We start from the raw sequence: 21,322 nt of genomic DNA on the forward strand, positions 1-21,322 counted from the left end.
GCCAAAAGGCCATTGGCGCCGTCCATCTGGGGATAGATGTAATGATTTCTCGCAAAAGCCTGATCTGGGCGACCACCGCCCTAGCCGGCTCGCTGGCCTTCGCCGGCGCCGCCTCCGCCCAATCGACCGGCACCGAAGCGACGGAAGTGCAGGAAGTGGTCGTCACCGGCACGCGCGGTCCCCGCACCACCGACGGCACCATCGTAGCCGAAACAGCAGGCAAGACGCGCTCGACCGTCACCCAGGAGTTCATCTCGACCCAGGCCGCCGGTCAGACCATCGTCCAGACGCTGAACCTGACGCCCGGACTGAACTTCACAAACAACGACCCGTATGGCTCGTCGGGCGGCAACATCCGTCTGCGTGGCTTCGACGGCAACCGCGTTTCGCTGACCTTCGACGGCATTCCGCTGAACGACACCGGCAACTACGCCAGCTACACCAACCAACAGCTGGACCCGGAACTGATCGAGCGCGCCTCGGTCAACACCGGTACGACCGACGTCGACAGCCCCACCGCTTCGGCGACCGGCGGCACCATCAACTATACCTCGCGTCGTCCGGCTGCGGACTTCGGCGGCTGGATCCAGGGCTCGCTCGGCGACTTCGACTATAAGCGCATCATGGCGCTGGTCGATACCGGCCAAGTGGGTCCTTGGGGGACCTCGGCCTGGTTCGCCGTCTCGCACCAGGAATATGACAAGTTCAAAGGCCAGGGCGACCTGAAGAAGACGCAGTACAACATGCGTATCTATCAGCCCATCGGTTCGAACGGCGACTTCGTGGCGTTGTCGGCTCACTACAACGAGAATCGCAACTTCTCGTACTATAGCCCGAGCCTTGAATCGACGTCGGCGCTCGGCGTCGTGACGCCGGCGGAAGTCGAAACCAGCCCGTTCGGCTGGAATATCGACTACAGCACCAACTATACGGCCCCCACTTTCCGCAACGGTCTGGCCGATATCGACACCAACACGTCCAGCACCTCGGCTGCGGCCTACTATGGTCTTCGCATTAACCCGTCGGACACGGGCAATGTCCGCCTGAACTCGAAGTTCACGCTGGCTGAAGGTCTGACCTTCACCTTCGATCCGTCGTTCCAGTACACCCAAGCCAACGGCGGTGGTCAGCAAACCACGCTGACGGAAACCAACGCGTTGATCCGCGGCACGCGCACCACCGGCGGCATCGACCTGAACGGCGACGGCGATACCCTGGACACCGTCCGCGTCATGACGCCGTCGAACACCAACACCTATCGCTACGGCATCAACAGCTCGCTGATCTGGAACATCAACGACGATCACCAGTTGCGCGCCGCCTACACGCTGGACTACGGGCGTCACCGTCAGACGGGCGCCTACGGCTTCATCGATTTCAGCGACCCGGCCAACCCGCGCTTCGCCGATGAGTTCGGCGGTCTGGACGACAAGAACAACCGGATCGTCAATCTGGACGGATACTATCTGCGCGCTCGCGACCGTCTGTCGTACGCCGAGCTGAACCAAGCCGCCTTCGAGTATCGCGGCGACTTCCTGGACAAGGCCCTGCGCATCAACATCGGCGTGCGCGCGCCCTTCTTCAAACGCGAGCTGAACCAGTACTGCTATTCGCAGAACGGTTCGACGAGCGTGCGCTGCACTAGCGAGACGCCGAACGCCACCCTAGCTAACGGCAACGTCACCTTCGCCTCGACGGGCACGACCCAGTATATCGCGCCTTACTCGCGCGAGGTGAAGTATGACGACATCCTGCCGAACGTCGGCGCCACCTATCGCTTCGGCGGCGACCACATGGTCTATGCGTCTTATGCCGAAGGCATCTCGGCACCGCGCACCGACAGCTTGTATGCCGTCACGCGTCTGGCCGATGGATCGATCGGCAACCCGAACGTCCAGCCTGAAACCACTAAGACCTTCGATCTGGGCTATCGCTATCAGACCTCCAGCCTGATCGCCTCGGCCGCCGTCTGGCACACCGATTACCAGAACCGCATCGTCTCCTCGTACGATCAGGACCTGGGCTTCAACGTCGATCGTAACGTGGGCGCGGTGGAATCTTACGGCTTCGACGGTTCGCTGGGCTGGGAGCCGACCGACAAGCTGAGCATCTTCGCTTCGCTGTCGCTGCTGGAAAGCGAGCTGAAGGACAACGTCAACATCTCCTCCACCCTGGTCGCCTTGACCAAGGGCAAGGAAGTTGTCGAGACGCCGAAGGAAACCCTGGGCCTGCGCATCGCCTACGACTTCAACCCGGTCTTCTCTGCGGCGATCCAGGGCAAATATGTCGGCGAGCGTTGGGTCACCGACGTCAACGACCAGAAGGTCGATGCCTATACGGTCGTCGATCTGGACGCCCGCTTCGACTTCGCGCCGCTGGGCCTGCAAGGCACCTACCTGCAGTTCAACGTGATCAACCTGTTTGACGAGCGCTATTACGGTTCGTTGGGTTCGACGACGTCTTCGGTCGTCGGCGGCGCCGGCTACAGCCGCCCGTTCGCCAACATCGCCGCTCCGCGGACGGTTATGGCCAGCGTGCGCTACGCCTTCTGAGGCTTAAGCCAGACTGAAACGACGAGGGGCGGTCCGTTCGCGGGCCGCCCTTTTTCGTGGCTGACGTTGAAGTCGGGGGCGCTTGGGGCCATATGGCGCGGCTCCCAGTTCGGCCCTTCTTGAGGACGCCCGCATGACCGATCCGACTGCTGCCGCCATCCCCGCCGAATGGGCGCCGCACCGCGCCATGTGGGTGGGCTGGCCCAGCCATGCGGAATATTGGTTCGAGGCGCTGGAGCAGGCGCAAGACGAGGTCGAAGGGCTGGTGCGGGCCTTGGCCGGTCCGGGTCGCGAGCAGGTCAAGCTGATGGTCGGCAAGGCCGATGTTCTGGCCGACGCCCAGGCGCGCTTTGCGGGTGTGGCCAATGTCGAGGTCGTGCCCGGCGAGTTCGGCGACGTCTGGCTGCGCGACACCGGGCCGATCTTCGGCGCGGGATCCAAAACGGCCGCCGCCTTCAAGTTCAACGGCTGGGGCGGGAAATACGACATGCCGGGCGACGACCTGGTCGCCGGCCAGATCGGCCGACATGCGGGCGTGCCCCTGACCTGGAACGACTTTGTCATGGAGGGCGGGTCGCTGGATCACGACGGGGAGGGGACCGTCCTGACCACGCGCCAGTGCCTGCTGAACCCGAACCGCAATCCCGCCTGGAACCAGGATGAGGCCGTCGCGGCGGCGGCGCTGGAGAAGGCGGTCGGCGCCAAGGTGGTGGTGTGGCTCGGCGACGGTCTGCTGAACGACCACACCGACGGGCACGTCGATAATCTGGCGCGGTTCGTCGCGCCGGGCGTGGTCGCCTGCCCGGTCGCCTGGGGGACGAACGACGTCAACGCCGACGTCTATGACGCGACGGCGCGCGATCTGGCCGCCGTGACCGATGCCGCGGGCCGTCGGCTGAAGGTCGTGCGAATCCCGTCGCCGGGCCTAGTGCTGGACGAGGACGAACGCCCGATCCCGGCCAGCCACATGAACTTCCTAATCGCCAACGGCGCGGTGATCGTTCCCACCTATGGCGATGCGCGCGCCGCCGACATGGCCTGTCAGGCGTTGAAGCACGTCTTCCCCGATCGCGAGATCATCCCGCTGCCGTCCAACGCCATCCTGACCGGCGGCGGCTCGTTCCACTGCATCTCCCAGCAGGAGCCGGCTTGAGTGACGAGTGCTAGTGAGCAAGGGGTGAGCGACAGCGCGCCCCGCAGTCATCGTGATCTCAAGGTCTGGCAGATCGCCTTGGATATGACCGAGACGCTCTATCGGACGACGGCCGATTGGCCGAAGTCGGAGCAGTACGGCCTCGTCAGTCAGGTACGTCGAGCGGCTGTTTCCGTGCCGGCGAACATCGCTGAAGGAGCAGGCCGCAGGTCGCCCGGAGAATTCATGCACTTTGTCGGCATCGCGCGGGGTTCCTTGGCGGAGCTGGAGACTCTGCTGATCATCGCGCGCCGTCTCGGGTACATCGAAGAGCCGCCGTTCCGTGCGATAATCGATGATCTTTTCGAACTGAGCCGAATGACGACCGGTCTGCTGAAATCACTCAACGAACGCCGCTGAGCGGCTCACCCCTTGCTCACTAGCACTCTTCACCCGGAGCCCAGCATGACCCGCAACATCACCGTCGCCGGCATCCAGACCTCGTATGGCGAGGACATGCAGGCCAATATCGACAAGACCATCGCCTTCGTGCGCGAGGCGGCGGGGCGGGGCGCCCAGGTGATCCTGCCGTCGGAGCTGTTCCAGGGGCCGTATTTCTGCGTCTCGCAGGAAGAGCACTGGTTCAGCCACGCCTATGAGTGGCGCGAACATCCGTGTGTTGTGGCCATGGCGCCGGTGGCCAAGGAGCTGGGCGTGGCCATACCGGTCTCCATCTTCGAGAAGGACGGGCCGCAATATTACAACTCGCTGGTCATGCTGGATGCGGACGGCGAGGCGCTGGGCGTCTATCGCAAGAGCCATATCCCTGACGGCCCCGGCTATCAGGAAAAATACTATTTCCGGCCGGGCGACACCGGCTTCAAGGTCTGGAAGACGCGCTTCGGCAAGGTCGGGGTTGGCATCTGCTGGGACCAGTGGTTCCCGGAAGCGGCACGGGCGATGATGCTGATGGGCGCCGACGTCCTGATGTATCCGACCGCCATCGGCACCGAGCCGCATGATGCGACCCTGCACACGGCCGAGCCCTGGCGGCGCGCCATGCAGGGGCATGCGGTGTCTAACGCCGTGCCGGTCGTCGGCGCCAACCGGATCGGTCACGAGCGCGTGACCGAGGTCGGCCAGACCTTCTACGGCCATTCCTTCATCGCCGACCAACAGGGCGAACTGGTCGAGCAACTGGGCGCCGAGGAGGAGGGGGTGCTGGTGCACCGCTTCGACCTGGACGAGCTGGACAAATACCGCGCGGCCTGGGGCTTCTTCCGCGATCGACGGACGGATCTGTACGGGGCGCTGGCGGGTAAGGGCTGATCTAGCCCCGCATCGCCTCGACCGCTGCGACCAGTCGGTCGAGGTCCGCGGGCGTCGAAAGCCGGTGATCGCCGCCCTCGATCAGATCCAGGCGTACATCGCCGCCCCTCAGCCGTTCGACCAGTTCGACCTGATGGCGCCACGGCACGACGTCGTCGGCGCGACCTTGCAGGACGTGAACCGGGGCGGCGATGTCGATCACGCCGTCCAGCAGCAGCCAGTCGCGCGCCTCTTCGAACATGCGCCGCGTCAGGACATATTCGCCCAGACCTTCCTCGACGATCAGGGTTTCGCCCTCGCGCAGGATGGCCTGACGCTCGTGGTCCGCCAGGCCGGGCCACATCAGCCGTTCGGTGAAATCCTGGGCCGGATTGACCAGGACCAGGCCCTTGATCCGGTCAGGCCGCGCCAGGGTCGCCAGCAGCGAGACCCAGCCGCCCATCGAGGAGCCGACCGGAATGACCGGGCCGGACAGGCTGTCGATCAGGGCGACGGCGTCCTCGCGCCAGCGCCCGATGGTGGCCTGTCTCCAGTCGCCGGTGGACTGGCCATGGGCGAAATGGTCGTAGCGGACGAAGTTCCAGCCGCGTTCGCGCGCGACGGCGTCCAGGGCCAGGGCCTTGGTCCCCTCCATGTCCGAACGAAAGCCGCCGACCCAGATCACGATCGGGCCGTCGCCGTCGACGCGTTTGAAGGCCAGGGTTTCGCCATCGGGGCGGGACAGATGCTGGATGTCGGTCATGGCGCCGTTCTGCCCGGACTTTCCGCCGTCGTCACCCTTGACCGCGACGCGCGATGGCGGAACACAGACCCATGTCCGCACCCCAGGTCCTGTTCGTCACCTCCAACCGCATCGGCGACTGCGTCATCTCGTCGGGCGTGATCCGAGAGATCGCGCGTCAGGTCCCGGGGGCCGAGATCACCGTCGCCTGCGGCCGGCCGCCCGCGCCCTTCTTCCGCAAGGCGCCCGGCGTGGTGCGCACCATCGTGCTCGACAAGAAGAAGCTGTCCGGCCACTGGCTCGATCTGTGGAAACAGGTCGTCGGCACGCGCTGGGACCTGGTGATTGACATCCGGGGTTCGGCGCTTAGCTATCTGATCCCGGCGAAGCGGCGCATCGTCTATAACCGCTCGTGGGAGACGGGCCTGCGCAAGGTCGAGATGGTGTCGCGCCTGATGGGTTCGCCGACGCCGCTGGATCCCGAAATCTTCCTGGACGATCAGGCGCGGGCCGAGGCCGCCGCCGTGATCGATCCGCAGCTGGCGGGCGGCGCGGGTCCCGGCCCGATCATCGCCCTGGCCCCTATCGCGCATCAGCCGGGCAAGAGCTGGCCTGCCGATCGTTGGGGCGCGCTGGTCGAGAAGCTGAAAGCCGAGCCGCGCTTTGATGGCTGGCGCTTCATGCCGGTGGGCGGGCCGGGCGACCGGCCCCCGGCGACGCCGGCTTTGGAGGCGGCGGGCCATTCTGAGCAAGGAGGGCGCGGCATCGATTTCGTCGGCAAGGGCGACATCCTGGCCTCGGCCGCCGCCATCGACCGGGCCGATCTGTTCGTTGGCAACGATTCGGGTCTGATGCACGTGTCGGCGGCGCTGGGCCGGCCGACCCTGGGTCTGTTCGGTCCGACGGAGTGGTGGCTGTACGGTCCCTGGGGGGCCAAGGCGCGCACGGCGGCGTCCAACGAGACGCGCGGCCAGTTTGCGCCGATCGAAGACCTGACGGTGGATCACGTCTTCGACGCGGTGCTGGCGCTGCATGACGCCTACATCGTCGAAACGCCTGCCAACCCTTGAAAAATCGGGGCTCGCGGCGCATATTGCCGGCCTTGAGGGGAACGTGGCGATCGCCGCGTGCATTCGCTCATCACGACATACGCCTTCTCTGACCACATAAGGAAACGACGCCCATTCGCCGTCCCATGCAAGCGCCACCCGTGAAAGACGGGCCGCGTATGAACCAGGATATCCGCGCCCCTCGCGTTCTGCTCATCGACCAGAACGGCGAAAAACAGGGCGTCATGCCCACCTCCGCTGCTCTGGAAGCCGCCGAGGAAGCCGGGATGGACCTGGTCGAGATCGTCTCCACCTCCGAGCCGCCGGTGGCCAAGATCCTCGATTACGGCAAGCACCGTTTCCAGGAACAGAAGAAGAAGGCCGAGCAGCGCAAGCGCCAGAAGGTCGTAGAGCTGAAGGAGATCAAACTCCGTCCGAACATCGACACCCACGACTACGAGGTGAAGGCCAAGGCCATGCACCGCTTCTTCGACGAAGGCGACAAGGTCAAGGTCACCCTGCGCTTCCGCGGTCGCGAAATGGCGCACCCCGAACTGGGCATGAAGCTGCTGAACAAGGTCCAGGCCGATTTCGACGAAATCGCCAAGGTCGAGTTCGCGCCTAAGATGGAAGGTCGCCAGATGATCATGATCCTGGCCCCGCGCTGATCGCGATCCATTGCTGAATACGAAACGCCCCGGTCCCGCGACCGGGGCGTTTTGTTTTGCGCCTTGAGCGCAGAGGGCTTGCAACCAGAGCTATAAGTCCGTGAAAAGGCAGCTGGCTTCGGGGGAGGGCAGGCTTGGCGTTCAGGTGGGGAGTGTGGGCGGCCGCCGTAATGGTCTCTACGGCCTTATGCGGGGGCGGGGCGGTTGCGGCGGGTCGAGCAGAGGCGTCGTCTCTGGAAGCGCCGCCGCTGCAGGCCTATGGGGCCTTGCCGGCGATCGAATATCTGGAGCTGTCGCCGAGCGGCGAGCGCTTGGCCCGCATCACTGTCGCAGACGAAATCCGGGCTCTGGCCGTCACGGATATGAGCGGCGGGATTCTGTTCGTCGCCGACGTGGGCGACGTCAAGGTTCGCGATCTGCGCTGGATCGGGGAGGACAAGGTGTTGGTCGTCACCTCCCGCACGCAGAGCATCGCCTCCCTGGGCGTGCCGAAGTCGGAGCTCTACTTTGGTCAAATTCTTGATCTTCAAACGAAAAGGATGGTTCAGGTTCTGAACCGGACGCCAGACGTGCTGGCCGTGCTGTACGGCCCCGCTTCGATCCGCCGGACGGGCGATGATGCCACTCTTTATGCGCGAGGCGTCAATCTGACCACCAATCAAATCGATCTGCACGCCATCAACCTGACCACCGGACGCGGTCGACCCGTGAGGGGAATGGACCGAGAGATCGAAGACTTCGTGCAGGATCCGTCTGGCGACGTGATCGCCATGGGCCGCTATGTCGAGCGCAGCAAACAGTGGACGCTGAAGCTCAAACAGGGGAGCTTTTTCCGCGACGCCTGGTCGGTGGAGGCGCCGATAGACACCCCGGCCTTCTTCGGACTGGGGCGCACGCCGCGGTCCATCGTCATCGGGGCGGACCGGCCCGATCTGGCGCCGGCGGACCCCGAAGCGGAAACCCTGGACCTGCTGTTCGAGGTGGACGTGGATAGCGGCGATTGGCGCCCCCTGCCGTTCAAGCACCATCCCGACTTTCTGGTCCATCATCCCGTCACCCATCTGTTGATCGGCGCTGGGCGGACCGAGGACGACGGGATCCACTATGAGTTCATCGACGCGGAAGCGGCCCGTCGCTGGGCCGCGATCGAGCGCGCCTTCGCCGGAAAGCGGCCGAAGCTGATGTCGTGGAACGACGCGCTGAACCAGGCCGTGGTCTTCACGGATCAGGGCGAGGCCGGGGTCTATCAACTGATCGACTTCCGCCGCGGCGTGGCGGAGATTTTGGCCGAACCCTATCCGACGATCCCGTCCGACCGGGTCGGCGCGACAAGGATGGCGACCTATAAGGCGGCCGACGGCCTGGAGATTCCCGCCTATTTGACGGTCCCGCCTGGCGTGGAGACGCCCAAGGCGTTGCCTCTCATCGTGCTGGCCCATGGCGGTCCGGCGTCTCAGGACGTGGCGGGCTTCGACTGGTGGGCCCAGGCCCTGGCCTCGCGCGGCTATGCGGTGCTCCAGGCGAATTTCCGCGGCTCCACAGGCTACGGCCGCAGCTTTTTGGAGGCGGGCTATGGCGAATGGGGGCGCAAGATGCAGACGGATCTGTCGGACGGCGTTCGCTGGCTGGCCTCCGAAGGCGTCATCGACCCCGAGCGCGTCTGCATCGTCGGCGCCAGCTATGGCGGCTATGCGGCCATGGCGGGCATGACCCTGGACGCGGGGGTCTATCGTTGCGGCGTGGCCGTAGCGGGGGTTTCGGACCTTCGCCGAATGGTCAATTGGGAGGCGCGCCAGGAGGACCGTCGCGACAGCCAGACCGTCCGCTACTGGAACCGGTTCATGGGGGCCGAGCGCTTGAACGATCGTGGTCTGGACCAGCTGTCGCCGGCCTATCTGGCCCAGGCCAGCGCCGGTCCCCTGCTGCTGCTCCATGGGCGCGACGACACCGTCGTCCCGATCGAACAGAGTCGCGTCATGGCCGACGCGCTGCAACGAGCGGGCAAACCGGTCGAGTTCATCGACTGAAAGGCGAGGATCACTGGCTTTCACGCGCCGACACCCGACTGCAGATGCTTCAAGAGACCCTGCGGTTCCTTCAGGCGCACAACCCCGCGAGTTGACCACAGCGGCGACGCGCTTCTCCAACCGCCGGCGTCGCGCTAAGGCTTCGCCATGACCGCAAACACGCCGACGCCCAAGCTCAAGACACCGGCGTTGGCCGTGCTGTTCGCGACGGTGTTCATCAATCTGGTCGGGTTTGGGCTCGTGGTGCCGTTGCTGCCGTTCTTCGCCCAGAGCCTGAAGGCCGAGGCGTGGCAGGTCACGCTGATGTTCTCGGCCTATTCGCTGGGTCAGTTCTTCGCCGAGCCGTTCTGGGGGCGGTTGTCGGATCGGATCGGGCGAAAGCCCGTGCTGTTGATGACCTTGATCGCCAATGCGCTGGGTTATCTGATGCTGGCCTTCGTGCCCAACATCTGGCTAGCGATCGCGGTCAGGCTGTTCACCGGCCTGGGCGCGGGCAATATCTCGACGGTTCAGGGGTATGTCGCCGATGTGACTCCGCCCGAGCAGAGGGCCGGGCGAATGGGTTTGATCGGGGCCGCGTTCGGCTTGGGCTTCATTGTCGGGCCGGGCTTGGGTGGATTGCTGACGCAGCCGCAGCTGGGACGACTGGGCTATCAGCTGCCGATCTTCCTGGCGGCGGCGTTGGCGGCGATCGCGGCGGTCGGCGTGGTCGTCTTCCTGCGCGAGAGCCGGGCCAAGGCCGATCCCGCCGCGCCGCGTCCGGCCTTCCTGGCGGGCCTGAAGGCTGCGCGCGACAACGCGGTGGTGTCGCGCGTGCTGGTCGTGACCCTGATCTATATGGCCGGGTTTTCGGCGATGGAGAGCGTGTTCGGCCTGTGGTCCGAGAGCCGCTATCAATGGGGCGCGCGCGAGGTGGGGCTCAGCTTCATGATCGTGGGCATCGTCTCGACGCTGAACCAGGGGTTCTTCGCCGGGCGGCTGGCGCGGCGTTTCGGCGAATCGCGCGTGCTGGCCACCGGCATGCTGCTGTTTGGCGCATCGCTGGTGTTGCAGGTGCTGGCGCCGGTCGCGTGGTTTCCCGCGACGCGGCTTGAGCTGGGCGCCCTGACGATCCCGGTCGTCCAGGGCTGGATCATCCCGATCGTGATGGCGATCGGCGCGTGCGGCATGTCGCTGGCCATGCCCAATATCTCGGCCATGATCAGCCGCGCCTCGCCGCCTGATCGGCAGGGGGCCATGCTGGGTCTGAACATGGCTTCAAGCTCGGTGGCGCGCATCTTCGGGCCGATGATCGCGGGCGCGCTGTTTTCGGGGTTGGGGCATGACTGGCCCTTCGTGATCGGGGCGCTGCTGACCCTCCCGGCGGCCCTGATGGCGATCAACGCCGGGCGCGTCATTCGCAGCAGCGAGGGCGGCGTCAAAGCCCCGGCCTGACTCGTCTTGCAATGGCGGCGCTCTTCACGTAGAAGCCGCGCCTTCGCGTACCGAACCGCCAGGCGAACAGGCATGCCTGGGCGGTTCTTAAACTCTGAGGAAACACCGCACGACGGGCTCAAGTAGCTCGAAGAGCGGTAGCCCCCTCAAAAAGGAGACTGAAATGCCGAAACTGAAGACGAAGTCGGGCGCCAAGAAGCGCTTCAAATTCACGGCCACTGGCAAGGTTAAGGCCGGCGTTGCGGGCAAGCGTCACCGCTTGATCAGCCACAACTCGAAATACATCCGCCAGAACCGCGGCACCTCGGTCATGGCCGACGCCGACGCCAAGAAGATCAAATCCTACATGCCGTACGCCTGATCGGCGCGCGCTGTACGACTGATCTCCATCCCAAAGAATTTGAAGGAATAGCGACATGGCTCGCGTTAAACGTGGCGTAACCTCGCACGCCAAGCACAAGAAGGTTCTGGAGCAGGCCAAGGGCTTCTCCGGCCGCCGCAAGAATACCATCCGTACGGCCAAGGCCGCCGTCGACCGCGCCGGGCAATACGCCTATCGCGACCGTCGCGCCAAGAAGCGCAACTTCCGCGCCCTGTGGATCCAGCGCATCAACGCCGCCGCCCGTCTGGAAGGCTTCACCTACAGCCAGTTCATCAACGGCCTGAACAAGGCCGGCATCGAACTGGACCGCAAGGTTCTGGCCGCGATCGCCGCCGACGCCACCGGCTTCAAGGCCGTCGCCGACAAGGTCCGCGCCGCCCTGGCGTAAGAGCTGTGCTCAAGCCGCGAGCGACCGCGTCGCGAGCGTAGCGCACTAAGAATGACGCCCGCTCCGGTTTCCGGGGCGGGCGTTCTTCGTTTTGGAGCGCAGCTTTTCGGCGTCATTCCGGGGCTGAGCGGAGCGAGGAATCCGGAAGCCAGGGGCTGTCGCGCTGTTGGACGCGTGGGGCGGCGCGAAATGGTCTCCTGGGTTCCGGGTTCGTCCTGCGGAAGCCCCGGAATGACGACGCTTAAGCGGCCTGTTGCGCCGGGGTGGTTTCGACAACGCTCATGATCCGCCGGATGGCGTTCAGCAGGGCGTCGGGCTGGATCGGCTTTTGCGCCACGCCGTTCATGCCGGCGGCGATATAGTCCAGCTCGTCGCGCTCGTCGGCGTTCGCCGTCAGGGCCAGGATCGGCAAGGCGCCGGCCGGACCGGGCAGGGCGCGGATAGCCCGCGTCGCGGCGACGCCGTCCATCACCGGCATCTTGATGTCCATCAGGGCCAGGTCGAACGGACGGGCCATTACAGCGTCCACCGCCTCGCGCCCGTTCTCGGCCATCTCGCAGGTGCAGCCAAACATCTCCAGCAGCTTGCCGGCGACGAAGCGGTTGGTGGCGTTGTCGTCCACCACCAGCACATGCAGGGTGTCGTGCGGCGTCGGCTCGGCCATGGCGGGGGCGGGCGCGGGGGCCTCGGTCGCGACGCGCAGCGGCAGGCGCACCTGAAAGCGCGCGCCGCCCTGGGGCGAGGCGCCCAGCGAGATCGCGCCGCCCATCCGTTCGGCGATCTGTCGACAGATGGCCAGCCCCAGGCCCGCGCCCGCGCCCTCCCGCCCGGCCTTTCCGGTGTTGAACGGGTCGAAGATGGTCGCGGCCGCCGCCTCGGGCACGCCGGGGCCGCTGTCGTCCACGGTGAAGATCACCTCGCCGTCGGCGTGGCTTTCGATCAGGGCGACGACCTCGCCCGTCAGGGTGAACTTCAGCGCATTGCCGATCAGGTTGTTCAGCAACTGCTTCAGCCGCATCCCGTCGGCCTGAACGCAAGAAACGGCCAGGTCGGTGCGGATGGTCAGGGCCAGGGCCTTTTCCTCGGCCCGCGCGCGCCACAGGGCGTCGATGTCGAAGGCGACTGCCGACAGGTCCAGCGGCTCCTCCTCCAGCGTCAGCATGCCGGCCGAGGCGCGCGACATGTCCAGCGCGTCGGTCAGCAACCGCAGAAGGCTCTGGCCCGAATCGATGACGGTGCGGACGTAGGGGCGCAGCTCTTCCTGCTCCAGCTTCTTGTCCATCAAGGCCGCGACGCCCAGCACGCCGTTCAGGGGCGTGCGAATCTCGTGGCTCATCACCGCCAGAAACTCGGACTTGGCCCGGCTGGAGGCGACGGCCTCGGCCTCGGCGAGCGCCAGGTCGCGAGCCAGGGCGCTCATTTCCTCTGCCCGCTGGCGGTGCAGGGCCGCGCCTGCCTGCACCACCTGCAGCGCCGTGCCGACGCCGACGTAGCGGCCGCCCGCCACCACGATGAAGCCCGTCAGCAGGGCGCCCAGTTCAGCCGCGTCGTAGGCGTGGAAGAAGGCCTCGGCGCTTGTCGCCGCCTCCGCCACCGGCGCATTGCGGTCCATCAGGCTTTCGGCGGGCTTTCGGGCATAAAGGGCGCGTCCGAACTCGGCCGCCATCCTCAGGGTGAAGGCGTTACGTTCGATGATGCCGAGGGGGCGGCCATCTTCGTCGACGACGGCCAGGGCCAGGGTGTTCGGCTCGGTCTGGAACCGTTCGAACACATCCGCGCCCGGCGTGGACGGGGCCACGGGCGCGATCAAGTCGACGAAATCACCGATCAGCGGCATCAAGGTCCTCGCAAGTCCGGACGCCTGATTAGACGGTGATATTTAACGCCAGCTTTGCCGTTCATGAACCTTTCGCGGCGGGTTTTCGACAGTCGATCCGTAGGCGGATGGAAAGTCCGGACTGCGAGCGATATTCCCTCGCGCACGCGACTTCGATAGCCTCGCCGCATGATGCGCACCCTGATCTGCGGCCTGGTTGCGGCCCTCGTTCTTTTCACTCCCGCCGCCGCGCAGGACCGACGCGTCGCCGTGACCTTCGACGACCTGCCGTTCCAAACGGATGCGGCGACCCTGTGCGATCCGGCGCGCCTGATGACGATCACCCAGGATTTCGTCGCCATGCTGAAGCCGCTGGATACGCACGGCACAGCCTTCGTCAATGCGGGCAAGGTGTGCGAGGGCGCCACGATCCTGCCGCGCGTGCTGAACGTCTGGCTGGACGCTGGTCTGGACCTGGGCAACCACACCAATACCCATCTGAACATTCACTCGACGACGGTCGAGGCCTATCTGGCCGATGTGGATGCTGGGGCGCCGATCGTTCGGCAGGCGCTTGAGGCGCGTGGCAAGACCCTGCGTTGGTTCCGCCACCCCTATCTGTTCACCGGCGAGACGCAGGAAAAGCACGACGCCATCGCCGCCGGCCTGGCCCAGCGCGGCTATACGGTCGCGCCTGTGACCCTCGACAACAACGACTGGATGTTCGCCGACGTCTATCGCAAGGCCGAGCAGATGGGCGACCAGGCGCTGATGCAGCGCATCGGTCAGGCCTATGTGGCGCATATGGCGACGGTGCTGGACTTCTTCGAACCCTACAGCGCCGATGTGGCGGGCGGGCGTGAACCGGCGCAGGTCCTGCTGCTGCACGCCAACAGCCTGAACCAGGCCTGGTATCCGCAGATCCACGCCCTGTATCTGGCGCGCGGCTATCGCTTCGTGCCGCTGGAAGAGGCGCTGGCCGATCCGATCTATCAGCACCCCGACACCTATGTCCGCGCCAACGGAATCTCGTGGTTGCACCGCTGGATGCGGACCGACGGCCGGCCCATCCGCTGGGAGCCCGAACCGCCCGCCTGGATCGTTGCGGCCAACAAGGCGCCGGCGTCGGAACTTCAGGCCATCGCATCGGCGCCTTGAAGGGTGACGAAACGGCTTCCACCCGTCAGGGCCTGATCGGCTGAAGGGAAATCGCTTCGCGATTTCGCTGATGCCGTGAATCCGGCCCTTATTTTCACCGTGAGCATGATTCACGCTCCTGTCGGAACCGCGAGGCGGTTCCGTCCGAACCGATCATGCTCTAAGGCACGGGGCAAATGACCGATCTCGCCACACTCGAACTCGACCTGATCAACGCCATCGGCGGCGCGGAAACCGTCGCCGCCCTGGAAGAGGTGCGCGTCGCCGCCCTGGGCAAGTCCGGCTCCGTCTCCGGCCTGCTGAAGGGCATGGGCGCCATGAGCCCCGACGAACGCCGCGAACAGGGGCCGATGATCAACGGCCTGCGTGACCGCGTCGCCGCCGCCATCGCCGCGAAGAAGACCGCGCTGGAAGCCGCCGAACTGGACGCCCGGCTGCTGTCAGAACGCATCGACCTGACCTTGCCGGCGCGTCCGCGCAGGAAGGGCGGGGTCCATCCGACCATGCAGGTGATGGACGAGATGATCGCCCTGTTCGCCGAAATGGGCTTCGCCGTGGCCGAAGGGCCGGACATCGAGGACGACTTCCACAACTTCACCGCCCTGAACTTCCCGCCCAAACACCCGGCGCGGGAAATGCACGACACCTTCTTCCTAAAGCCGGACCCCGAAACGGGCGAGCGCAAGGTGCTGCGCACCCACACCTCGCCGGTGCAGGTCCGCACCATGATGAGCCAGAAGCCGCCGATCCGCATCGTCGCCCCGGGCCGCACCTTCCGTAAGGACTCCGACGCCACACACACGCCGATGTTCCACCAGATCGAAGGCCTGGTGATCGACCGCGACATCCACATGGGCCACCTGAAGACCACGCTTCAGACCTTCATCGCCCGCTTCTTCGAGCTGGACGCGGTTCAGGCGCGCTTCCGTCCGCACCACTTCCCCTTCACCGAGCCCTCGGCCGAGATGGACATCCGTTGCGACCGTTCGGGCGGCAAGCTGGTGTTCAACACCGGCGACGACTGGCTGGAAATCCTGGGCTGCGGGATGGTGCATCCCAATGTGCTGAAGAACTGCGGCATCGACCCGGACGAGTATCAGGGCTTCGCCTTCGGCATGGGCGTGGATCGCCTGGCCATGCTGAAATACGGCGTGCCCGACCTGCGCCCCATGTTCGACGCCGACACCCGCTGGCTGTCCCACTACGGCTTCTCGGCCTTCGCCGCCCCCAACCCGGCCTCGGGCCTGAGCTGAACCCATGACGATGACCTTCAATGATGACACGCTGGCCCTGCCGATCATCGGGCCGGGGCCACAGTATGTTTCGCGCTACATCTGGCTGCCGCAGCTCGTGATCGAAGCCGCTCAGCGCGGCGAGACGGTGATCGATGGCAAGACCTTCACCGATTGCCGCTTCGAGGGGCCGGCCGTCCTGCTGCCGGTGTCCGGATGCCGGTTCGATGGGTGCAACATGGGCGACACCATGGGCGACGCCCGCAATCTGATGCTGACGCCGATGGGGCCGCAGAAGGTGACGGGCGTCATCGCCTTCAAGGACTGCGCCTTCGTCAACTGTCATTTCCTGCGCGTCGGCTTTACAGGCCAGGCCGCATTCCTGAATGAGCTTGTGACGATGCTCGACGGCGGGGCGAACCGATGAAATCCCTGCTGCCGATCAATCGCGCCGTGATCGATCCGACGGACCTGAATGCAACGACCTTCGAGCACGTCGATATCATCCTCTATGAACTGTATGTCGCGGCGTCGAAGAACGGGGCCGGCCTGATCCAGGGGCGCACCTTCACCGGCTGCCGCTTCCAAGGGCCGGCCATCGTGCTGGTCGCGGACGGCACGACATTCGAGGACACCAACTTCGGCGATAGCCGTGGCGGGATGGGCAATCTTCTGCTGCGGCCCGTCGGCGACAAGGCGCTTGGCACCATCCCGATGCGCGATTGCCGCTTCGTCGGCTGCGAATTCTACAACGTCGGCTTCACCGGCTCGCACGAGCTTATCGACCAAATGGCCGCCGTGCCCACGCTTTCGATGTCCCCGCAATGAAGTTCACCCTGTCCTGGCTGAAGGACCACCTCGAGACCGAGGCCGACGTCCATCAGATCGCCGAGGCCATGACCATGGCCGGGCTGGAGGTCGAGGAGGTGCTCGACCCCGCCGCCAAACTGGCGCCCTTCACCGTGGCCAAGATCGTCTCGGCCGAGCGGCATCCCAACGCCGACCGGCTGCAGGTCTGCCAGGTCGACACGGTCGACGGGATGAAGGAGATCGTCTGCGGCGCGCCAAACGCGCGGGCGGGCCTGACCACCATCTATGCCCCCATCGGCGCCTATGTGCCGGGCCTGGGCGTGACCTTGGTCGAGAAGCCGGTGCGCGGCGTGGTGTCGAACGGCATGCTGTGCTCGGCCTCCGAGCTCGAGCTGTCGGACGAGAGCGACGGCATTCAGGAACTGCCGCCGGAGATCCCCGTCGGCACGCCGGTCGCCGGCCTGTTCGGCGCAGAGCCGGTCATCGATTTCGAGGTTACGCCGAACCGACCCGACTGGCTGGGCGTCGCCGGCATCGCGCGGGATCTGGCGGCCGCCAGCGTGGGCAAGCTGAAGCATTTCGACATCGCCGTAGTGCGCGGGGCCTTCCCCTCGCCGATCACCGTGCGGCTGGAAGCGCCCGAGATGTGCCCGGTCTTCGCCGGTCGCGTCATTCGCGGCGTCAAGAACGGCCCGTCGCCAGCCTGGCTGCAGAAGCGTCTGACGGCCATCGGCCTGCGCTCGATCAACCGTCTGGTCGACGTGACCAATCTGATCGCCTATGACCGCGCTCGCCCGCTACACGTCTACGACGTCGCCAAGCTGTCGGGGACCGAGATCGTGGTGCGGGCGGGGCAGGTTTCGGCCGCGACGGCTCACATAGAAGGCGGCGAGCACGAGCATCTGATCGCCCTGGACGGCAAGACCTACGCCGCATCCGCAGCCGACTGCGTCATCGCCGACGCCGGGGGCGAGCGCCCCATCGGCTTGGGCGGCGTCATGGGCGGGGAATCGACCGGCTGCGACGAGACCACTACGGACGTCTTCCTGGAAAGCGCCTGGTTCGACCCGCTGGTCATCGCCCAGACCGGCCGTGCGCTGGGCATCCATTCCGACGCCCAGTACCGGTTCGCGCGCGGCGTCGATCCGGTCTCGGTCACGCCGGGTCTGGAACTGGCCACGCGCCTGATCCTTGACCTGTGCGGCGGCGAGCCGTCGGACATCGTCTTCGTCGGCGAACCGCCGGCGAGCCCGGCGCCCTTCGCCTTCGACCCCGCCTATGTGAAGCGCCTCAGCGGCATGGACCTGGCCGATGACCGGATCGGGACCATCCTGGGCCAGCTCGGTTTCCTGGTTCAGGCCGCGCCGGCCGGTCAGGCCGAGCCCTGGCTCGTCACTCCGCCCTCGTGGCGTCGCGACGTCGAAGGCCCGGCCGATCTGGTGGAAGAGGTTGCGAGGATCGAGGGCTTCGACAGCCTGCCCGATACGCCTCTGCCCGAGGTCGCCCGCCCCGCCGGCGGCGTGCTGAGCCCGCGCCAGGCCCGCGTCCGCACCGCGCGTCGCGCCTTGGCGGCCCTTGGTTACGCCGAAGCCGTCACCTGGTCCTTCACCAAACAATCGACCGCAGCCCTGTTTGGCGGCGGGGATGATCGGCTGGTGCTGGAGAACCCGATTGCGGCGGATCTGGATTGCATGCGGCCCTCGGCCCTGCCGAACCTGGTCCAGGCGGCGGCGCGCAACGCCGCGCGCGGTTTCGACGACGCCGCGCTGTTCGAGATCGGCCCCATCTATCTGGGCGACGGTCCGGCGGATCAGCGCACAGTCATCGCCGCCCTGGTCGCCCCGCACGCCGCCCGTCACTGGGCCGGCGCCGGTGAGGACGCCCTGTTCACGCTCAAGGGTGATCTGACCACCCTGCTGGAAGAGATCGGCGCCCCGGTGGCCTCGCTGCAACTGACCCAAGGCCAGAACCGCGACTGGTGGCACCCTGGCCGTTCGGCCCGGCTGCAACTCGGCCCCAAGAATGTGATGGTCGAGTTCGGCGAACTGCATCCGCGCGTGTTGAAGGCGCTGGACGCCGACGGCCCCATGCTGGCGTTCGAAATCGTGCTGGACAATGTGCCCGAGCCGCGCGGCAAAAGCGGCAAGGCTCGCGGATCGGCCGATCTGTCGGCCCTCATGCCCCTGACGCGCGACTTCGCCTTCGTGGTGGAAGACGCCAAGCCGGTAGGCGATCTGGTCCGGGCCGCAACGGGCGCCGACAAGGCCCTGATCGCCGACGTCCGCGTCTTCGACGTCTATCGCGGCAAGGGCGTGGACGACGGTTTCAAGTCCGTGGCCCTGGAGATCGTGATTCAACCGCGCGAAGCCACGCTGACCGAAGCCGAGATCGAGGCCCTGACCGCCAAGGTCGTCGGAGCGGTCGAAAAGCAGGGCGGCAAGCTGCGGGCTTGAGGGGCGCAGCGCCGTCTTTCGGGCGGCGCGGGGGACATAGGCGATGACGACGGAACCTCAGGCGGCCCAACCGGATCGCGGCCATCTGCTGCGCGTCCTGGGCGTGACGTTCGGCGTCGCCGTCGTGGTCGGCGGCGTCATCGGTCAGGGCATACTGCGCACGCCGGGCGTGGTCGCTGAGGGGGTTCAGAACCCCACGATCATCATCGCCCTGTGGTGCGTCGCGGGTCTGGTCGCCTGGATCGACGCCATGTCGACCGTCGAACTGGCCGCCTCGATCCGCAAGACGGGCGGCCCCTATATCTTCGCCCGGCGCGCCTTCGGGTCGTTGACCGGCCTCGCCGTCGGCGTCTGCGACTGGCTGGGCAATATGGGCGGCATCGCCTTCATCGCCGTGGTCTTTGGCGAATATCTGCACCGGTTAGGCGTCGCGACCAGTGTGCCCATCGGCGTCCTCGCCCTGCTGATCGTCGTCGTGGTGGGCAGCGTGCAATGGCTGGGCACCAAGGTCGGCGGTCGGTCGCAGGAGATCGGCAGCGCGGTCAAGGCGGCCCTGTTCACCGTGCTGATCATCGGCCTGTTCCTGGCGCCGCGCGGCGCGCCCGTCGCGACCGAGATCGCGCCGGCGACGGCGGCGGCCCTGACCTTCGGCGGCATCGTCATGGCCCTGCGGGCGATCTCAGGCACCTACTACGGCTGGAACAGCGCCTCCTATTTCTGCGAGGAGGTCGTCGATCCGGGCCGGACCATCGCGCGGGCGACCTTCTCGGGCATCGCCGTGGTGACGGTGATCTATGTGCTGGCCAACCTGGCCTATCTGAACGTCCTGACGCCGGCCGAGATGGCCGGCTCGAACCTTGTCGCGGCGGATGCGGCCGGTCGGGTGTTCGGCGATGTCGCCGGCCCCATCGTCACGGCCATTTCTCTGGTGTCGCTGGTGACGATCATCAATGCGATGGTCATGGTGTTTCCGCGCGTCCTGTTCGCCATGGCGCGCGAGTATCAGATTTCGGCCCTCACCCGTGTCGCCGCCAACGGCACGCCGCGTCTGGCCCTGATCGCGACCGTGCTGGCCGGCGGGCTGCTGGCGACGATCGGCGTCTATGAGACCCTTCTGACCTTCTCGACGTCGCTGCTGGCGCTGATGAGCGTGCTAGTGAATGCCGCCGTCATCGTGCTGAGGGTGCGCGAACCGGATCTGGAACGGCCGTGGAAGATGCCGCTCTATCCCCTGCCGGCGATCATCGCCCTGACGATCAATACGACCCTTTTCGTGATCTTCGTGGTCGAGGACCCGCTGACGGCCGCCAAGGCCTTTGGAATGCTGGCGCTGCTTATCGGCATCGCCTGGCTGCTGGTCCGGCGAAAGCGCGCTGCGGCCTGATCGGCACCCCCCGGTAAGATCCCGTTAACCTTGAAGCCGCAAGGCTGCCGCAAAGGTCGGGGACGGTGAGGCCAAGACCGGCGCGCCAGCCGGCCGTCCTCTCGTCGCCTTTCGGAGCGCCCTCCATGCATCGCCGCCAACTGATCCTTTCGGGCCTCGCCACCGCCGCCGGCGCCTCGTCGCTGGGCGCCTGCGCCTCGGCGCCGCCGCGCGATCCCAATTATCCGATCCGCTCGGACCAGACGGCCCAGGCCTACAGCTTCGATGAACTGGTGGCGGCCGGCTCGCGCGAGCTGGGCATCGCGGCCGAGGTCGTTGGCGGCGCGATCGAGCGCGTCTTCGCCGACCAGGGCGACCGCCCGACCGCCTATATCGCAGGCGAGGAAGGCTCCGGCGCCGTGGTCGTCGGCGCGCGCTACGGCCGCGGCGCCCTGCACATGAAGGACCTGTCGGCCTCTCAGGAAGTGTTCTGGCAGGGCGCGTCGGTGGGCTGGGACTGGGGCGGCAACGCCAGCCGCGTCTTCACCCTGGTCTATGGCCTGTACCACCCCGACATGATCTATCGCCGCTATCCCGGCATCGAGGGCTCGGCCTATCTGGTCGCGGGCCTAGGCGTGAACTATCAGCGCGCCGACGGCATCGTCCTGGCCCCTATCCGCACTGGCGTCGGCCTGCGCCTGGGCGCCAACGTCGGCACCATGAGCTACAGCCGCCAACGCAATCTGCTGCCCTTCTAAGCGCGCTAAGCTTGCGACTCGGTCGCTCGCGGCTTGAGCGCGTGGCCGTT

The 21,322-nt window shown here is 66.2% G+C and carries 19 protein-coding genes; 17 read left to right on the plus strand and 2 right to left on the minus strand.

Annotated features, from left to right (window positions below; translation table 11 throughout):
* Positions 1–41 precede the first annotated feature (41 nt).
* From LG306_RS04685 to aguB, 4 genes are all read left to right on the plus strand, one after another.
* Positions 42–2,552, plus strand: a complete 2,511-nt coding sequence (locus tag LG306_RS04685) for a TonB-dependent receptor (RefSeq protein WP_404418628.1) — start codon at positions 42–44, stop codon at positions 2,550–2,552.
* Between the two features lie 133 nt (positions 2,553–2,685).
* Positions 2,686–3,705 carry an agmatine deiminase family protein gene (locus LG306_RS04690; protein ID WP_404418630.1) on the plus strand — a complete coding sequence of 340 codons (1,020 nt, stop codon included), beginning with the start codon at positions 2,686–2,688 and terminating at the stop codon, positions 3,703–3,705.
* Between the two features lie 24 nt (positions 3,706–3,729).
* Positions 3,730–4,104: a four helix bundle protein gene (locus LG306_RS04695; protein ID WP_404418632.1), complete on the plus strand. Its 375-nt coding sequence runs from the start codon at positions 3,730–3,732 to the stop codon at positions 4,102–4,104.
* 45 nt (positions 4,105–4,149) lie between these two features.
* A complete protein-coding gene (gene aguB / locus LG306_RS04700; RefSeq protein WP_404418634.1) occupies positions 4,150–5,013 on the plus strand; it encodes an N-carbamoylputrescine amidase in 864 nt (287 codons plus the stop codon).
* 1 nt (position 5,014) lies between these two features.
* Here aguB and LG306_RS04705 read toward each other — a convergent pair whose 3' ends face one another.
* A complete protein-coding gene (locus tag LG306_RS04705) occupies positions 5,015–5,755 on the minus strand; it encodes an alpha/beta fold hydrolase (RefSeq protein ID WP_404418636.1) in 741 nt (246 codons plus the stop codon).
* A gap of 71 nt (positions 5,756–5,826) precedes the next feature.
* Between LG306_RS04705 and LG306_RS04710 the strand changes: the two genes are divergently transcribed.
* From LG306_RS04710 to rplT, 6 genes are all read left to right on the plus strand, one after another.
* Entirely contained in the window at positions 5,827–6,804 is a 978-nt protein-coding gene (locus LG306_RS04710) for a glycosyltransferase family 9 protein (RefSeq protein WP_404418638.1), read from the plus strand.
* A 125-nt stretch (positions 6,805–6,929) separates the two neighbouring features.
* On the plus strand, positions 6,930–7,451 hold the full coding sequence (gene infC / locus LG306_RS04715; protein ID WP_026108595.1) for a translation initiation factor IF-3: 522 nt from the start codon (positions 6,930–6,932) through the stop codon (positions 7,449–7,451).
* Positions 7,452–7,621: 170 nt separating this feature from the next.
* The gene (locus tag LG306_RS04720) at positions 7,622–9,478 is read left to right on the plus strand and encodes an alpha/beta hydrolase family protein (RefSeq protein WP_404418640.1); all 1,857 of its coding nucleotides are present in this window, start codon (positions 7,622–7,624) and stop codon (positions 9,476–9,478) included.
* A gap of 147 nt (positions 9,479–9,625) precedes the next feature.
* Positions 9,626–10,912: an MFS transporter gene (locus LG306_RS04725; protein ID WP_404418642.1), complete on the plus strand. Its 1,287-nt coding sequence runs from the start codon at positions 9,626–9,628 to the stop codon at positions 10,910–10,912.
* Positions 10,913–11,075: 163 nt separating this feature from the next.
* Complete coding sequence (gene rpmI / locus LG306_RS04730) at positions 11,076–11,273, plus strand: 50S ribosomal protein L35 (RefSeq protein WP_003166435.1); 198 nt, start codon at positions 11,076–11,078, stop codon at positions 11,271–11,273.
* A 55-nt stretch (positions 11,274–11,328) separates the two neighbouring features.
* Positions 11,329–11,682 (plus strand): 50S ribosomal protein L20, encoded by a 354-nt coding sequence (gene rplT / locus LG306_RS04735; protein WP_017506327.1) that lies wholly within the window; start codon positions 11,329–11,331, stop codon positions 11,680–11,682.
* A 241-nt stretch (positions 11,683–11,923) separates the two neighbouring features.
* Here rplT and LG306_RS04740 read toward each other — a convergent pair whose 3' ends face one another.
* Complete coding sequence (locus LG306_RS04740) at positions 11,924–13,519, minus strand: ATP-binding protein (protein ID WP_404418645.1); 1,596 nt, start codon at positions 13,517–13,519, stop codon at positions 11,924–11,926.
* A gap of 168 nt (positions 13,520–13,687) precedes the next feature.
* Between LG306_RS04740 and LG306_RS04745 the strand changes: the two genes are divergently transcribed.
* From LG306_RS04745 to LG306_RS04775, 7 genes are all read left to right on the plus strand, one after another.
* Positions 13,688–14,656 (plus strand): polysaccharide deacetylase family protein, encoded by a 969-nt coding sequence (locus tag LG306_RS04745; protein ID WP_404418647.1) that lies wholly within the window; start codon positions 13,688–13,690, stop codon positions 14,654–14,656.
* A gap of 176 nt (positions 14,657–14,832) precedes the next feature.
* The gene (gene pheS, locus LG306_RS04750; protein WP_055752755.1) at positions 14,833–15,909 is read left to right on the plus strand and encodes a phenylalanine--tRNA ligase subunit alpha; all 1,077 of its coding nucleotides are present in this window, start codon (positions 14,833–14,835) and stop codon (positions 15,907–15,909) included.
* Positions 15,910–15,913: 4 nt separating this feature from the next.
* Positions 15,914–16,315, plus strand: coding sequence for a hypothetical protein (locus tag LG306_RS04755; protein ID WP_404418650.1), 402 nt, complete (start codon positions 15,914–15,916; stop codon positions 16,313–16,315).
* Positions 16,312–16,716, plus strand: a complete 405-nt coding sequence (locus LG306_RS04760) for a hypothetical protein (protein WP_404418652.1) — start codon at positions 16,312–16,314, stop codon at positions 16,714–16,716. The genes LG306_RS04755 and LG306_RS04760 overlap by 4 nt, the downstream gene beginning before the upstream one ends.
* Complete coding sequence (gene pheT, locus LG306_RS04765) at positions 16,713–19,151, plus strand: phenylalanine--tRNA ligase subunit beta (protein ID WP_404418654.1); 2,439 nt, start codon at positions 16,713–16,715, stop codon at positions 19,149–19,151. Before LG306_RS04760 ends, pheT begins: the two co-directional genes overlap by 4 nt.
* Before the next feature lie 43 nt (positions 19,152–19,194).
* The gene (locus LG306_RS04770; RefSeq protein ID WP_404418656.1) at positions 19,195–20,535 is read left to right on the plus strand and encodes an APC family permease; all 1,341 of its coding nucleotides are present in this window, start codon (positions 19,195–19,197) and stop codon (positions 20,533–20,535) included.
* Between the two features lie 125 nt (positions 20,536–20,660).
* Positions 20,661–21,272 carry a DUF1134 domain-containing protein gene (locus LG306_RS04775; RefSeq protein WP_045811058.1) on the plus strand — a complete coding sequence of 204 codons (612 nt, stop codon included), beginning with the start codon at positions 20,661–20,663 and terminating at the stop codon, positions 21,270–21,272.
* Positions 21,273–21,322 lie beyond the last annotated feature (50 nt).

Origin of the sequence: Brevundimonas vesicularis, from assembly GCF_044807075.1 — a bacterium.
GTDB classification, from domain to species: domain Bacteria; phylum Pseudomonadota; class Alphaproteobacteria; order Caulobacterales; family Caulobacteraceae; genus Brevundimonas; species Brevundimonas vesicularis_G.